This is a genomic window from Bacillus cereus, from assembly GCF_007678085.1.
Lineage (GTDB): Bacteria > Bacillota > Bacilli > Bacillales > Bacillaceae_G > Bacillus_A > Bacillus_A cereus_BE.
Genome location: NZ_VEDW01000009.1, coordinates 1 through 15,286, shown reverse-complemented (window position 1 = coordinate 15,286; position 15,286 = coordinate 1). Strand labels below are relative to the sequence as shown.

Sequence of the window (15,286 nt, the reverse complement as noted above, 5' to 3'; positions counted from 1 at the left end):
TTATTTACCAATTTCGTTACGTTTACGATATACCTCATACATTAACAAACTTGCGGCTACTGAAGCATTTAAGGATGTAACTTTACCAACCATCGGTAAAGTAATTAGGAAATCACATTTTTCACCAATAATACGACTCATACCTTTTCCTTCACTTCCAATTACTAGTCCAATTGGCATTTTACCATCTAAATTACGGTAATCCGTTTTCCCTTTCGCATCTGTACCAGCAATCCAAAGTCCACGTTCTTTTAATTCATCGATTGTACGAGATAAATTCGTTACGCGCGCAACAGGAATATATTCAATTGCTCCAGTAGATGCTTTTGCAACTGACGCTGTAAGTCCCACAGCTCTTCTTTTCGGAATAATAATTCCATGAGCTCCTGTTGCATCCGCGGTACGCATAATAGAACCTAGATTATGCGGGTCTTCAATTTCATCTAAAATTAAGAAGAACGGATCTTCGTTACGCTTCTCTGCTACTTTAAATAAATCTTCTAGCTCAGCATATTGATATGCAGCTACTTGAGCAATTACACCTTGATGGTTACCCTCAACTAATTGATCTAACTTCTTCTTTGGTGCATGTTGTAAAATAATCTTATTTTCTTTCGCTAGTGCTAGTACAATTTGTACTTGTCCTTTGGCAGCACCTTCCGCGATCCAAATTTTATTAATATCTCTTCCTGATCGTAACGCTTCAATTACAGGGTTACGTCCGATAATATATTCACTACTCATGATGATGTGCCCCCTTCCTTTTCTTCTAAAACAGCAATTGCCTTATATACAATTTCGTCTAATCTCTCACGATTATTTAATAAGTGATGATAGCCAATTAGCGCTTCAAAAGCTGTGCTATGTCGATATGTTTGTACATCCGTATTTTTCGGAACAGTACCTGAATTTGCATTACGCCCTCTTCTTAGTACTGCTTCTTCTTCCTCAGTTAAAAATGCTGTCTCTAATAAATGATAAACAACTTTCGCCTGTGCTTTTGCCGAAACAAAGCTTGTCCCTAATCGATGTAATTGATTAGGACGAACTTTCCCTTTTTGAAGTAGGTGATAGCGGATATATTGTTCATATACCGCATCACCCATGTATGCTAACGCTAAGCTGTTTAATTGCTTTGCATCAATCATTCTTATCCTCTTTTCCATCTTGTACCTTGAGCGGTATCTTCTAAAATAATATTACGGTCTTTTAAGTCATCGCGAATTTGATCTGATAATGCAAAATCACGATTTTTACGAGCTTCAATGCGTTTTTGAATAAGTGCCTCAATTTCTTCATCAAGCAACTCTTCTTGCGCTAATTCTAACCCTAAAATATCAAATAATGTTTCAAGTTGTTTTACGTATGCTTCAATTACCACTGTAGACGTATGTTCTTCCAGTAAATATTGATTCGCATGATTTGCCACATTATATAACTCAGTAATTGCATTAGCAGTGTTGAAGTCATCATTCATCGCTTCTTCAAATGCAGTCTGGAATTTTTCCAGTTCCGCTAACCATTTCTCATTATGGTCTGTTAAATCGGTACTACTTTCCATACGGTGTTTTAAGTTACCGTAAGCCGTCTTAATTCTTTCCAGTCCGTTATTTGTGCTTTGTAATAACTCTTCACTGAAATTAATTGGATGACGGTAATGTACCGATAGCATAAAGAATCTAATTAACTGTGGATCATATTGCTTAATGATATCGTGAACTAAAATAAAGTTCCCCAATGACTTAGACATCTTCTCATTATTAATATTAATATATCCATTGTGCATCCAATAACGTGCAAATGTTTTTCCTGTTAACGCCTCAGACTGCGCAATTTCATTCTCATGATGAGGAAATGCCAAGTCTTGACCACCAGCATGAATATCGATCGTATCTCCTAAGTATTTACGCGCCATTGCCGAGCATTCAATATGCCAGCCTGGACGACCTTTCCCCCAAGGGCTTTCCCAGAAGATTTCTCCTTCTTTCGCAGCTTTCCATAAAGCAAAATCAAGAGGGTCTTGTTTCTTTTCTCCTACTTCAATACGCGCACCGTGACGTAAGTCAGCGATTGGTTGATGCGATAATTTACCGTACCCTTCGAATTCCTTCGTTCTAAAGTACACATCACCTTCTGATTCATATGCATATCCTTTATTCACAAGTTCTTGAATAAATTCAATAATGATATCCATATTTTCCGTTACACGCGGATGAACCGTTGCATGTTTGCAACCTAGTGCCGTTACATCCTCAAAGTACGCTTCAACGAAACGGTCAGCAATTGTCGGCACATCTTCACCTAATTCATTTGCTGCTTTAATTAATTTATCATCTACGTCAGTAAAGTTGGATACATACTGCACATCATACCCTTTATATTCTAAATAACGGCGTACCGTATCAAATACCATAGGTGGTCTTGCGTTCCCAATGTGAATATAGTTATAAACTGTAGGTCCACACACATACATCTTTACCTTATTTTCTTCTAACGGAGTAAACTCTTCCTTTTGACGCGTTAACGTATTATAAATGTGAATAGTCATTTTCATCCTTCCTTTCTACCTTTACTTCAAGTTGTTTTTTCAATTTATCAAGTTCTACTTCCATGACCTTTAACTTATCAAAAATCGGGTCTGGAAGGTCAGAATGATTTAATTCTTGACCAATCTTTACTCCATTTTGAATAACGACTCGGCCTGGTATACCTACAACTGTAGAATGTGCAGGGACTTCTTTTAATACGACAGATCCTGCTCCAATTTTAGAATTCTCTCCAACTGTAATAGAACCTAGTACTTTAGCCCCTGTAGCAATTAATACATTATCCTGAATTGTAGGGTGCCTCTTTCCCTTTTCTTTACCCGTACCACCTAATGTAACCCCTTGATAGATCGTTACATTATCACCAATTTCGCACGTTTCCCCAATTACAACCCCCATTCCATGATCTATGAAAAAACGACGACCAATTGTTGCTCCTGGATGAATCTCGATGCCAGTAAAGAAACGACTAACTTGTGAGATCCAACGTGCAATAAAGAAGAAATTCTTTTTATAAAAAGCATGTGCAATTCGATGGGCCCAAACTGCATGTAATCCAGAGTAAGTCAAAATGACTTCGAAATAACTTCTTGCCGCTGGATCCTGTTCAAAAACGACTTCAATATCTTCCCGAAGCCTCTTAAACATCGACGTTCCCTCCCCTTTATGGGCTGCTTTTTCGAGTGAACTAACTCCCTACTTATCTCCCTAAATCTTTATACACAAGGATAAAACTTATACTCATACCCAGTTTTACGGTATAAAAAAAGACGCCTCTGTCATATTGACAGAGACGCCTTATAAGCGCGGTTCCACTCTGTTTAGGCTAAAAAAGCCTCAAACTCATCTCTGATAACGGTGTACACCGCTTCTGCTTACTTCAACGCCCTAAGACGTTTCACAAAACATTTTGCTGTTCAGCAGAAGACTCGAAGGGGCATTTCAAAAACCCGCTTATAAACCACTTCCAGCCTAAAGGTGGTTCTCTCTGTAAAAAGCCTGATTTTCTACTTCTCCTTCTCGTCGCTTTTCCTTATTAGGTTTTAAGTATACTTATTATATTTCTAAACCTAGAAAATGTTAACCAATTACTTTTTGAAGACGATTTAAAACTTTTTCTTTTCCAAGAAGTGCAATAGCATTAGGAAGCTCTGGGCCATGTGTTTGACCAGTAGTTGCAACGCGGATTGGCATAAATAAGTTTTTACCTTTATGACCTGTTTCCTTTTGGACTGCTTTAATAGCCGCCTTAATTGCTGCCGGTTCCATCGCTTCTAGCGCTTCTACTTGACCAGCAAACGCACGAAGTACTTCTGGTACTTGTTCACCTTTTAATACTTCTTGTCCTTCTTCTTCATGATCAACATGATCTTTGAAGAACATTTCAGAAAGCTCTACAATTTCAGCTCCAAAACTCATTTGTTCATGATATAACGCAATTACATCACGAATCCAAGCTTGCTCTTGTTCACTTAAATTTTCACCTATACGTCCAGCTTTCACTAGATGCGGTAAGCTTAATTCTACCACCGTATCTAAATCTTGCTTTTTCATATATTGGTTGTTCATCCATTTTAATTTTTGAGAATCAAATAATGCAGGTGATTTTGATAAACGAGCCGCATCGAACATTTTGATAAACTCTTCTTGAGAGAAGATTTCTTCTTCTCCTACCGGTGACCAACCTAGTAGTGCAATAAAGTTAAAGATTGCTTCTGGAAGATATCCAAGCTCTTTATATTGCTCAATAAATTGAATAATAGACTCATCACGCTTACTTAATTTTTTACGGCTTTCATTTACAATTAAAGTCATATGACCAAATTGCGGGATATCCCAACCGAAAGCTTCATAAATCATCATTTGTTTTGGCGTATTTGAAATATGATCATCACCACGAAGTACGTGTGTAATTTCCATTAAGTGATCATCTACTGCTACCGCAAAGTTATAAGTTGGAATTCCATCTTTTTTCACGATAACGAAATCACCAAAATCATTTGAATGGAATGCTACTTCATCTTTTACGATATCTTTAAATGTGTAATCACGGTCAGCTGGTACACGGAAACGAATACTCGGAATACGTCCCTCAGCTTCAAATTCTTTCACTTGTGCTTCAGTTAAATCACGGTGGTTACCTGCGTAACGAGGTGTTTCACCACGAGAGATTTGCCCTTCACGTTCTGCTTCTAGCTCTTCTTCTGTCATATAACATTTGTAAGCTAAACCACGCTCTAGTAAATCTTCATATAATTTTTTATAAATATCTAAACGCTCTGTTTGACGATATGGTCCAAATTCACCACCAACATCAACACCTTCATCCCAGTCCATACCGAGCCATTTCAAGTATTTTAACTGGCTCTCTTCTCCACCAGCAACATTACGTTTTACATCAGTATCTTCAATACGAATAATAAACTTACCATCTTGATGACGAGCAAATAAATAATTAAATAATGCCGTACGCGCATTTCCGATATGTAAGTGTCCTGTTGGACTTGGCGCATAGCGCACTCTCACTTGCTTTTCCATAATTGGTACACCTTCCATTCTTAATGTCAACACATTCTATAATTGTACACCAAACAAATGTGATTATCCATCTTACGAATTAAAAACCATTATTTTTTCTGTAATAAAACAACTGCTTGAGAAGCAATTCCTTCTTCTCTACCTGTAAATCCTAATTTTTCTGTTGTTGTTGCCTTTACATTGATATTATCAATAGACGTTTCTAATAGTTCACTAATGCGTTTACGCATACTTTCAATATGTGGTGCCATCTTTGGCTTTTGAGCAATGATTGTACAATCTAGATTCCCTAACTCGTAACCTTGTTCACGTACAAATTCCCAAACCTTTTGCAGCAATACAGCTGAATCAGCATCTTTAAAGGCAGGATCTGTATCAGGGAAATGCTTTCCAATATCTCCTGCTGCAATTGCACCTAAACATGCGTCTGCGATCGTATGTAACAATACGTCTGCATCAGAGTGGCCGATTAATCCTTTCTCATGAGGAATTGTAATTCCACCAATAATTAACGGTCTACCTTCCGCAAACTCATGCACATCAAAACCTTGTCCAATTCGAAACATTTTTTACATCCTCCTCAAGCTAAGCTACAGAGCTTTATGATTCTATATTATATCGCTATCCTTATAAAGAAAAGCCCGGCTGTTGCCGAGCTCTTCTTCGCTATAATCATCGCTATCATTTCTTTTGAACGTGAAGAAAACTTTCAGCAATTAGTAAATCTTCTGGAGTCGTCACTTTAATATTATAGTAACTTCCCTCTACTACACCTACTTGCTTCCCAATACGTTCCACGAGACTTGCATCATCTGTACCAAGGAAACAACTCTGTTTCGCACTTCTATGAGCTTCTAACAAAAGAGAAACAGAGAACCCTTGCGGTGTTTGTACAGCTTTAAGCTGAGATCTTTCTACCGTTTCGACAACAACACCCTGCTCTACCTTCTTAACGGTATCTTTCACTGGCACCGCACAAATGGACGCCCCATATTTTTCTGCTGCAGTTAATACATCTTGAATCACTTTATTCGTTACGAATGGACGCGCACCGTCATGTACGAGAACATACTCAACATCAATAGTATGCTGAATCGCATTATACACACTATCTTGTCTTTCAGCTCCACCCTGAATAAATTGTACTGGCTTTTCAATCGGATATTTCTGCATTAGCTCTTCAAAATACGAGCGCTCTTCTTCGTTAATTGCCATAATAATACTTTTGCACGCTCTATCCTTTTCAAAAGCACGTAACGTATGCACAATAATCGGCACTTCATTAATAAGTAAGAACAACTTATTTTTGCCAGCACCCATCCGCTTCCCTTGGCCAGCTGCTGGAATAATTAATGTATACATATTAATAATCCTCTACTTATAATGCTTTTTCTAATAATTTACGTTTGGCGAAAATCATACGACCAGCCGATGTTTGCAACACACTTGTAACAAGTACATCGAGTTGTGAACCTACATATTCTCTACCATCTTCTACTACAATCATCGTGCCGTCATCTAAATATGCAACACCTTGATTTTGTTCTTTTCCATCTTTTACAACATAAACACTTAGTTCTTCCCCTGGGAGTACAACAGGTTTAATTGCATTAGCTAAATCGTTAATGTTTAACACCGTTACCCCTTGTAATTCAGAAACTTTATTTAAGTTGAAATCATTCGTTACTACCGTTCCACCAGTGATTTTCGCCAACTTTACAAGCTTGCTATCCACTTCTTGAATATCATCGAAATCGCCTTCATAAATTTCTACCGGAATCGGCATCTCTTTTTGAATACGATTTAAAATATCTAATCCTCTGCGACCACGATTACGTTTTAAAGCATCAGAAGAATCGGCAATGTGCTGAAGTTCTTCTAACACGAATTGCGGAATCACAATTGTTCCTTCTAAAAACTTTGTTTGGCAAATATCAGCAATACGTCCATCAATAATTACACTCGTATCGAGAATTTTCCAATGAGTTGTAGATTCTTCTACCTCAGTTTCAGTTTCTTCATTCTCACTATTATTATTTTTCTTCTTCCCACGTTGTGGTAATGTAAATAATCCTAGCAATTCATTCCTCTTTTTAAACCCTACTTGGAATCCTAGGTATCCAAGTAAAAGGGTAAAGAACACTTGCAAAACTGTACTAATAACTGGAATTGTAAATTCACGAATTGGTATTAAAATTAAATATGCAACAATAAGCCCAGAGATTAAACCTAATGTACCAAATAAAACATCCGCTACAGGCGCCTTTACAAGAGCCTCTTCAATATGCTTAATAAGTTGAACAATATAATCTACAAGCCAAAATGTTGTTAAAAATAAAATAATTGCACCAATAATTGCACGAACATACGATCCTTCCAATAAAGGAACGGCACCGATGTCTAATACATTAATAACTTTTGGGATTAAGTAAATCCCTAACGCTCCCCCAATTACTAGAAAGAAGAGCTGTACAATCCGTTTTAACATCCAACCACCTCCTACTCATTATTAACCATTGTTTCGCTAATCAAAACGCCGAATGCAAAAGCGGACGTGTTTTTTTATAAATAGGTTTATTTACCAATATACCATATCATATACCAAAAATGTTCTAGTGTCGTTATATTATGGAATCAATGTAATATTCTTAATTGTGTCTACTCATATAGAGATGCTCTTGGATTCTTTTTAGGCCTTCACGTATTTTCTTCGCCCTGACTTCTCCAATTCCTTCCACATCGTCCAATTCATTAATAGTTGCTCGACAAACACCTTGCAAAGTCTTAAATCGATTAATTAAATTTTCAATGATAAGTGGCGGAACGCGCGAAATTTTGCTTGTGATTCGGTATCCTCTCGGCGTCACACTTTCTTCTAAACTCGTTTGTCCTGGGTAGCCAAGCAATTTAACTAAATCGCTATCCTCTAGAAGTTGTGTGTTCGCAAGCTCTTGTAACTTTTTCAAAATTTGATGATGGTCTTGTGTTTTTTCTTGGTAATAATCTTTAATCAATAACGCTGCCTCTGCCTCTAAATCAGCTAGTAGTTCTGTAAGTTGTAAACGAATTAACCTACCTTCTGTTCCTAGCTCATGAATATAACTCAATATTTCATTTTTAATACGCAGTACCATTTCAACACTATGTAATACATGAACCACCTCGGACATTGTAACGACTTCTTCAAATTCTAGAATGCCCAAATTCGTAATACCATCATTCCATACAGCCTTATATTTTTCTAACGTTTGAATAGCTTGGTTTGCCTTTGTTAAAATAACACCTATATCCTTTAGTGTATAACGTAAATTCCCTTGATATAGTGTAATTACGTTACGTCTTTGTGAAATAGCCACAACGAGACTACCTGTCTGCTTTGCTACACGCTCTGCCGTTCGGTGGCGCATACCTGTTTCAATAGAATCAATAGATGCCTCTGGAACTAACTGTGCATTTGCAATTAAAATTTTACTTCCAGTTTCATTTAAAATAAGTGCCCCATCCATTTTTGCTAATTCATATAAACTAGCAGGAGAGAATGCGCAATTAATATGAAAGCCTCCATCTACAATACTTTTAATTTGTTCATTATATCCAAGAACAATTAGTCCCCCTGTTTGTGCGCGAAGCACATTATCTATCCCTTCGCGCAGTGGTGTTCCTGGGGCCACGAGTTGTAAAATATTAATCATACTTTTGACACGTTGCTTGTTTTCTTCCATAGCCTAGCCTCCTAATGTCAAACGAAGCGCTTCCCCTAAATTAGATACACCTACTACCTCAATCCCATCCGGAATTGTCCATCCTCCCAAATTTTTTCTAGGAATAATAGCACGTTGAAATCCTAATTTAGCTGCTTCTTGTACACGTTGTTCAATTCTCGATACTCTTCTTATTTCTCCAGTTAACCCTACTTCTCCTATTACTGCATCAGTTGGTGCCGTAGATTTATCTCTAAAACTTGAAGCGATACTTAAAGCCACAGCTAAATCAATTGCTGGTTCATCTAATTTCAAACCACCTGCTACTTTTAAATATGCGTCTTGGTTTTGCAATAATAAACCTGTTCTTTTTTCTAACACTGCCATAATAAGCGATACACGGTTATGATCAATTCCCGTCGCCATTCTTCGAGGGTTTCCAAAACTAGTAGGGGAGATTAATGCTTGTATTTCTACTAAAACAGGTCTTGTTCCTTCCATTGAGGCAACTACTGTTGATCCTGCGACTCCAACGGGTCTTTCCTCAAGAAAAATTTCAGAAGGATTTAAAACTTCCGCAAGACCAAGCTCTTTCATTTCAAAAATACCCATTTCATTCGTGGAACCAAAGCGATTCTTCACAGCTCGTAAAATACGATATGTATGATGACGATCTCCTTCAAAGTAAAGCACTGCATCGACCATATGTTCTAGCATACGAGGTCCTGCAATTGCTCCCTCTTTAGTTACATGTCCGACGATAAAAATAGGGATTCCTTTCGTTTTTGCAAGTTTCATTAATTCTGCTGTACATTCACGTACTTGCGCCACACTTCCCGGCGCTGATGTTACCTCAGGTAAATGTATTGTTTGAATGGAATCAATAACAACAAAAGCCGGATTCATCTCTTCAATGTGTGCTGCAATTCGTTGCAAGTCCGTCTCTGATACAACAAATAGATTACTACCATTTACATGTAAACGATCTGCACGAAGTTTAATCTGTTTTGCCGATTCTTCACCGGATATATATAGTACATCATATGAAGAATCTGCTAATTGCGATGAAATCTGTAATAGCAATGTTGATTTTCCAATACCAGGGTCTCCACCAATAAGTACTAAGGATCCATCTACAATCCCACCACCAAGCACACGGTTAAACTCTTGGAATTTCGTTTCAATACGCGCCTCAGATTTTGTTTCTACTTCTGTTAGGCGTCTTGGTTTTGTTACTTCCGATTGAATTGCATTGGCATAATTAAGGCGTCTTGATGATACAACGGGTTCCATCTCTTCAACAAGCGTATTCCATTGACCACAACCAGGGCATTTCCCCATATATTTTGGTGACTGATAACCACACTCTTGACATGTGAATTTTGTTTTCTTTTTAGCCATATCGTTTTATATTTCACTTCACTTTCATCTATAAACAGTTTATCCTTCTCGTACAAGAAAGAGGGCTATCTCGTAGCCCTCTTAGTTTGTCTATACTTATTTTACCTTTTCAGCACTATGAATGACAAATGTTTCCCCTTCAACATCGAAGATAACTTTTTGTCCTTTCTCAATAGCACCTTTTAAAAGTTCTTCCGATAGTCTATCTTCTACATGTTTCTGAATTGCTCTACGAAGCGGGCGAGCACCGTATTCTCGGTCAAATCCTTTATCAGCAATGGCTGAAATTGCTCCTTCTGTTAAATGCAATTCAATTTCTTGCTCTTTTAAGCGATTCACTAACTGATTTACCATAAGTGTTACAATCTCTTGAATATGTTTTTTCTCAAGCATATGGAACACGATAATTTCATCAATACGGTTTAAGAATTCTGGACGAAATGCCTTTTTCAGTTCATCCATTACTTTACCTTTCATATCTGAATAATCGCGGCTCTCATCTTGTACGTTAAATCCAAGATGTTTATTACGTTTTAAAGCGTCTGCACCAACGTTAGATGTCATAATAACAATTGTATTACGGAAATCAACTGTACGCCCTTTAGAATCCGTTAAGCGACCATCTTCTAATACTTGTAGTAAAATGTTAAACACATCAGGGTGAGCTTTCTCTACTTCATCTAATAGGACAACTGAATATGGCTTACGGCGAACCTTTTCTGTTAATTGTCCACCTTCTTCATATCCAACATATCCTGGAGGAGATCCAACTAAACGAGAAGTAGAATGCTTCTCCATGTACTCAGACATATCGATGCGAATCATTGCATCTTCATCACCGAACATAGATTCTGCTAGCGCTCTTGCTAGCTCCGTTTTACCTACACCTGTTGGTCCTAAGAAAATAAATGAACCAATCGGACGTTTTGGATCTTTCAATCCCGCTCTAGCACGACGAACAGCTTTCGCTACAGCTACTACCGCTTCATCTTGACCAATAACACGATCGTGAAGAATGGATTCTAAGTTTAATAATTTATCAGTCTCTGTTTGTGCAAGTTTAGAGACCGGTATACGAGTCCACGTAGAAACGACATTTGCAATATCTTCTACTGTCACTTCTGAGTTTTCTTTTCCTTGTTGCTCTTTCCATTGACGCTTCGTATCTTCTAACTTCTCACGTAAGCGTTGTTCCATATCACGTAAGGAAGCAGCTTTTTCAAATTCTTGACTTTGTACAGCTGCATCTTTTTCTTTTCTAATTTCCTCAAGCTTCACTTCAAGCTCTTTTAGATTTGGTGGTGTTGTATAAGAACGTAAGCGAACCTTTGAAGCAGCTTCATCAATTAGGTCAATTGCTTTATCTGGTAAGAAACGATCTGTAATATAACGGTCTGAAAGCTTTACAGCTGCATCAATTGCATCATCTGTAATAGATACACGGTGATGTGCCTCGTAACGATCACGTAAACCTTTCAAGATTTGAGTTGATTCTTCTAAACTTGGCTCATCAACGTGAATTGGTTGGAAACGTCTCTCTAAAGCCGCGTCTTTTTCAATATATTTACGATATTCATCTAAAGTTGTTGCCCCAATACATTGTAACTCTCCGCGTGCTAAAGATGGTTTTAAAATGTTCGATGCATCAATGGCACCTTCTGCTCCACCTGCACCAATTAATGTATGAAGTTCATCAATAAATAGAATAATGTTGCCGGCTTGACGAATTTCATCCATAACTTTCTTTAAACGATCTTCAAATTCACCACGATACTTCGTTCCAGCTACTACTGTACCCATATCTAGTGTCATAACGCGCTTATCTCTTAAAGTTTCAGGAACTTCATTATTTACGATTTGTTGTGCTAATCCTTCAGCAATTGCTGTTTTACCTACACCAGGCTCTCCAATTAATACAGGATTGTTTTTTGTTCTACGGCTTAACACTTCAATTACACGTTGAATTTCTTTACCACGACCGATAACAGGATCTAGACGATTTTCACGTGCAACAACTGTTAAATCACGCGCTAAGCTATCCAGTGTCGGTGTATTTGCATTTGTTGAAGAACCACCTTGGTGACCTGAACTTGCTTCATTACTTCCAAGAAGTTGTAATACTTGTTGTCTTGCCTTATTTAGGCTAACACCTAAGTTATTTAAAACACGTGCTGCTACACCTTCACCTTCACGGATTAAACCAAGTAAGATATGTTCTGTTCCAACGTAAGAATGACCTAATTTACGAGCTTCATCCATAGACAACTCAATAACCTTTTTAGCACGCGGTGTATAATGTACAGTTTGAGAAGCTTCTGTTCCGCGTCCAATTAACGCTTCTACCTCTTTTTGAACTTTCTCTGGACTTAATCCAAGAGCAATTAACGCTTTTGCTGCAATTCCTTCCCCTTCGCGTACAAGCCCAAGTAAAATATGTTCTGTTCCAATATTATTATGCCCAATACGAATTGCTTCCTCTTGAGATAAAGCTAATACTTTCTGTGCTCTTTCAGTAAATCTTCCAAACATCATAGAAATCGCCTCCTACTTGCGCTTAGTTTTTTTCAATACGTAATCGCTCACGGATTAAGGTTGCTCTTCGATAATCTCTTTCTTCTGGTCCTAAAGGTCCACCTGCATATTGTTGTAAAATGCCCGGTTGTGTAAGAACCATTAGCTCAGTCAAAATATTTCTCGATACACCTTTTATATATCCTAAATCAATACCAAGTCGTACATCTGATAAGCAAGTGGCCGCTTCCGCAGATTGAATTAACCGACTGTTTGCTAGTATGCCATAAGAGCGATAAACTTTATCTTCAAGCTCAATACTTGAATTTTGTACAATTAATTCTCTAGCCATTTTTTCTTGCTGTATGATTTGTTGAATGACACTCTTTAAATCTGAAATAATATCTTCTTCAGATTTTCCTAGCGTCATTTGGTTTGACACTTGAAATATATTACCTAACGCTTCGCTACCTTCACCGTATATTCCTCTTACTACTAACCCTAATTTTTGAATTACTTGTATAATACGGCTAATTCTTTTCGTTAAAACGAGTCCCGGTAAGTGAATCATTACGGAAGCCCTCAATCCTGTACCAACGTTAGTAGGGCAGCTCGTTATATATCCAAGTGATTCATCAAAAGCATATTCAACCTCTTCCTCTATCCAATTATCTATTTGATTGGCACTTTGAAGGGCCTCTGATAGCTGCAACCCTGAAAATAAGCACTGAATCCTAATGTGGTCTTCTTCATTCAGCATAACACTAATATGTTCGCTTTCTGAAAGTAGACATGCTCCATATTCTGTGCCTGCAAGATTGGGGCTTATTAAATGCTTTTCAACTAATACTCTCCTTTGAAGAGGCGTCAATTCATTCATTTTTAATAGTTCAAACTCTCCAAAAGGTTCTACCGTTTTATTTATAAATTCCTTTTTAAATAATTCATGAATCTGTTTAGCTTCTTCTTCGTTTTGCATAGTAGAGAATTGATATTTTTTAAAATTACGAGCCAAACGAATTCGACTACTTAAAACAATATCAGAATCAGGGCCATCCCCCTTCATCCATGGACTAATCGCTTCATTCATAATTTTGTCCAGTGACATAGAACTATTCCCCCTCTCTATGCTCACTAAGCTGATTTTCAAGACCTCGAATTTTATCCCTTACTTCAGCAGCTTTCTCAAACTCCTCTTTCTGTACGTATTGTTTCAGAATGAGTTTTAGTTCATCTAATTCTTTCTTTAAGTGAATATTTCCTTCTATACGTTCCGGAATTTTTCCACAATGATCTGTATGCCCGCCGTGAAGACGTTTTAACAACGGCTTTAAATGTTCCTTAAATGTATCGTAACAAGAAGCACATCCAAAGCGTCCCACCTTTGTAAATTGCTCGTATGTCATCTTACAATCTGGACACCTTAATATGCTTGTATTCGAAAGCCCGCTTTGTCCTTCTTCAAACATTGTTGATTCACCGTGTAATAACCCAGCAAATAAATCATGGAATGAAAAGTTAGACTGCGATGATTGAAAGAAAGACGTGTAGCCACTTTGTTCTGCACAATGCTCACAAAGATGAACTTCCGTCTTCTTTTCGTTGATTACTTTTGTATAATGTAAAGTTGCTGGTCTTATATTACAGTTTTGACAAGTCATCACTATCCCCACCTTTACAACAGGAACGATCTATCTCATAGTACTTTTCATACATTACTAGATTGTTCGCTTTCCTTTATTCGTTTAAATAAAAGTGCGTGTTCTTTTTTCAAAACCTCTACAATACTGAACTGCCTTATCTCTTAGTTATTATTCTTTTACAAAAGCTGTATTTATTTATATTTCAGTGTTCTTAACATTGCGCATAATATTCGAGCCCTAAGTTCATCTCGAGAAGGAACATCCATTGATAATACAGAGCGATCTAGTACACTTAACATAAGTTTAGCCTCACGATTTGTTATGATTCCCTCTTCTATTAAACGTATAATCATACTCTCTGCATTCCCTTGCGCAACGCTATGATCAATCATATGAAGCATTTGATCAATAATGTCTATATCGTCATGCAGTTTGACTTTTATAATGCGAATGTAACCTCCTCCACCACGTTTACTTTCTACTACAAATCCTCTTTCTAACGTAAAACGGGTATTGATTACATAATTGATTTGAGATGGTACGCACTCGAATCGATCCGCAATCTCATTTCTTTTGATTTCAATCACATTATTATTACTTAAGTCAATAACTTGCTTTAGATATTGCTCAATGATATCAGATATATTTCTCATTTATCCGCCACCTTTATTGACTTTGACTATCTTTGACTTTAATTATATACGTATTAATAAAATTTGCAACTCTTTTGCTTATCCACTATCCTAGCCACATTCCCCTGTATTTAATCAAAAAAATAATTATTTAAACACATTTTTTTAATTACTATGGATTATAAAAGAAAACACGAAAAAACACGAGTCATTTGACTCGTGTTTAGTTGCTTGGCGACGTCCTACTCTCACAGGGACAAGGTCCCAACTACCATCGGCGCTAGAGAGCTTAACTTCCGTGTTCGGTATGGGAA

The 15,286-nt window shown here is 37.3% G+C and carries 14 protein-coding genes, 1 rRNA gene and 1 other annotated feature; all 15 genes read right to left on the bottom strand.

Translation table 11 applies throughout. The features are described 5' to 3' along the window. A complete protein-coding gene (rlmB, locus tag FS742_RS25765; RefSeq protein WP_000093759.1) occupies positions 1-744 on the bottom strand; it encodes a 23S rRNA (guanosine(2251)-2'-O)-methyltransferase RlmB in 744 nt (247 codons plus the stop codon). After that, positions 741-1,148, bottom strand: coding sequence for a Mini-ribonuclease 3 (locus FS742_RS25760; RefSeq protein WP_000564261.1), 408 nt, complete (start codon positions 1,146-1,148; stop codon positions 741-743). The genes rlmB and FS742_RS25760 overlap by 4 nt, the downstream gene beginning before the upstream one ends. Before the next feature lie 2 nt (positions 1,149-1,150). Beyond that, on the bottom strand, positions 1,151-2,548 hold the full coding sequence (cysS, locus tag FS742_RS25755; RefSeq protein WP_016089674.1) for a cysteine--tRNA ligase: 1,398 nt from the start codon (positions 2,546-2,548) through the stop codon (positions 1,151-1,153). Next, positions 2,529-3,194, bottom strand: a complete 666-nt coding sequence (gene cysE, locus FS742_RS25750) for a serine O-acetyltransferase (protein ID WP_144616203.1) — start codon at positions 3,192-3,194, stop codon at positions 2,529-2,531. Before cysE ends, cysS begins: the two co-directional genes overlap by 20 nt. Positions 3,195-3,332: 138 nt before the next feature. Beyond that, positions 3,333-3,579: a binding site (T-box leader), on the bottom strand. Positions 3,580-3,626: 47 nt separating this feature from the next. Beyond that, the gene (gltX, locus tag FS742_RS25745) at positions 3,627-5,084 is read right to left on the bottom strand and encodes a glutamate--tRNA ligase (RefSeq protein WP_144616201.1); all 1,458 of its coding nucleotides are present in this window, start codon (positions 5,082-5,084) and stop codon (positions 3,627-3,629) included. Positions 5,085-5,173: 89 nt separating this feature from the next. Then, positions 5,174-5,650: a 2-C-methyl-D-erythritol 2,4-cyclodiphosphate synthase gene (gene ispF / locus FS742_RS25740; protein ID WP_000488386.1), complete on the bottom strand. Its 477-nt coding sequence runs from the start codon at positions 5,648-5,650 to the stop codon at positions 5,174-5,176. A gap of 115 nt (positions 5,651-5,765) precedes the next feature. Then, positions 5,766-6,446, bottom strand: coding sequence for a 2-C-methyl-D-erythritol 4-phosphate cytidylyltransferase (ispD, locus tag FS742_RS25735; RefSeq protein ID WP_144616199.1), 681 nt, complete (start codon positions 6,444-6,446; stop codon positions 5,766-5,768). 16 nt (positions 6,447-6,462) lie between these two features. Continuing rightward, entirely contained in the window at positions 6,463-7,572 is a 1,110-nt protein-coding gene (locus tag FS742_RS25730) for a PIN/TRAM domain-containing protein (RefSeq protein ID WP_016089677.1), read from the bottom strand. Positions 7,573-7,732: 160 nt separating this feature from the next. Continuing rightward, a complete protein-coding gene (disA, locus tag FS742_RS25725; protein WP_000392166.1) occupies positions 7,733-8,806 on the bottom strand; it encodes a DNA integrity scanning diadenylate cyclase DisA in 1,074 nt (357 codons plus the stop codon). A 3-nt stretch (positions 8,807-8,809) separates the two neighbouring features. Continuing rightward, a complete protein-coding gene (radA, locus tag FS742_RS25720; RefSeq protein ID WP_061678381.1) occupies positions 8,810-10,186 on the bottom strand; it encodes a DNA repair protein RadA in 1,377 nt (458 codons plus the stop codon). A gap of 96 nt (positions 10,187-10,282) precedes the next feature. After that, entirely contained in the window at positions 10,283-12,718 is a 2,436-nt protein-coding gene (gene clpC / locus FS742_RS25715; protein WP_144616197.1) for an ATP-dependent protease ATP-binding subunit ClpC, read from the bottom strand. Between the two features lie 22 nt (positions 12,719-12,740). Then, positions 12,741-13,805: a protein-arginine kinase McsB gene (locus FS742_RS25710; RefSeq protein ID WP_144616195.1), complete on the bottom strand. Its 1,065-nt coding sequence runs from the start codon at positions 13,803-13,805 to the stop codon at positions 12,741-12,743. Between the two features lie 4 nt (positions 13,806-13,809). Next, positions 13,810-14,358, bottom strand: coding sequence for a protein-arginine kinase activator protein McsA (locus FS742_RS25705; protein ID WP_144616193.1), 549 nt, complete (start codon positions 14,356-14,358; stop codon positions 13,810-13,812). A 173-nt stretch (positions 14,359-14,531) separates the two neighbouring features. Then, positions 14,532-14,993: a transcriptional regulator CtsR gene (ctsR, locus tag FS742_RS25700; protein ID WP_001244563.1), complete on the bottom strand. Its 462-nt coding sequence runs from the start codon at positions 14,991-14,993 to the stop codon at positions 14,532-14,534. A 208-nt stretch (positions 14,994-15,201) separates the two neighbouring features. Beyond that, positions 15,202-15,286: ribosomal RNA gene (gene rrf / locus FS742_RS28375) — 5S ribosomal RNA — on the bottom strand; the annotation flags it as partial.

Excerpts from the sequence above, each read along its gene's own strand:
- rlmB (WP_000093759.1), bottom strand. The coding sequence starts at position 744 with ATGAGTAGTGAATATATTATCGGACGTAACCCTGTAATTGAAGCGTTA.
- FS742_RS25760 (WP_000564261.1), bottom strand. The coding sequence starts at position 1,148 with ATGATTGATGCAAAGCAATTAAACAGCTTAGCGTTAGCATACATGGGT.
- cysS (WP_016089674.1), bottom strand. The coding sequence starts at position 2,548 with ATGACTATTCACATTTATAATACGTTAACGCGTCAAAAGGAAGAGTTT.
- cysE (WP_144616203.1), bottom strand. The coding sequence starts at position 3,194 with ATGTTTAAGAGGCTTCGGGAAGATATTGAAGTCGTTTTTGAACAGGAT.
- gltX (WP_144616201.1), bottom strand. The coding sequence starts at position 5,084 with ATGGAAAAGCAAGTGAGAGTGCGCTATGCGCCAAGTCCAACAGGACAC.
- ispF (WP_000488386.1), bottom strand. The coding sequence starts at position 5,650 with ATGTTTCGAATTGGACAAGGTTTTGATGTGCATGAGTTTGCGGAAGGT.
- ispD (WP_144616199.1), bottom strand. The coding sequence starts at position 6,446 with ATGTATACATTAATTATTCCAGCAGCTGGCCAAGGGAAGCGGATGGGT.
- FS742_RS25730 (WP_016089677.1), bottom strand. The coding sequence starts at position 7,572 with ATGTTAAAACGGATTGTACAGCTCTTCTTTCTAGTAATTGGGGGAGCG.
- disA (WP_000392166.1), bottom strand. The coding sequence starts at position 8,806 with ATGGAAGAAAACAAGCAACGTGTCAAAAGTATGATTAATATTTTACAA.
- radA (WP_061678381.1), bottom strand. The coding sequence starts at position 10,186 with ATGGCTAAAAAGAAAACAAAATTCACATGTCAAGAGTGTGGTTATCAG.
- clpC (WP_144616197.1), bottom strand. The coding sequence starts at position 12,718 with ATGATGTTTGGAAGATTTACTGAAAGAGCACAGAAAGTATTAGCTTTA.
- FS742_RS25710 (WP_144616195.1), bottom strand. The coding sequence starts at position 13,805 with ATGTCACTGGACAAAATTATGAATGAAGCGATTAGTCCATGGATGAAG.
- FS742_RS25705 (WP_144616193.1), bottom strand. The coding sequence starts at position 14,358 with ATGACTTGTCAAAACTGTAATATAAGACCAGCAACTTTACATTATACA.
- ctsR (WP_001244563.1), bottom strand. The coding sequence starts at position 14,993 with ATGAGAAATATATCTGATATCATTGAGCAATATCTAAAGCAAGTTATT.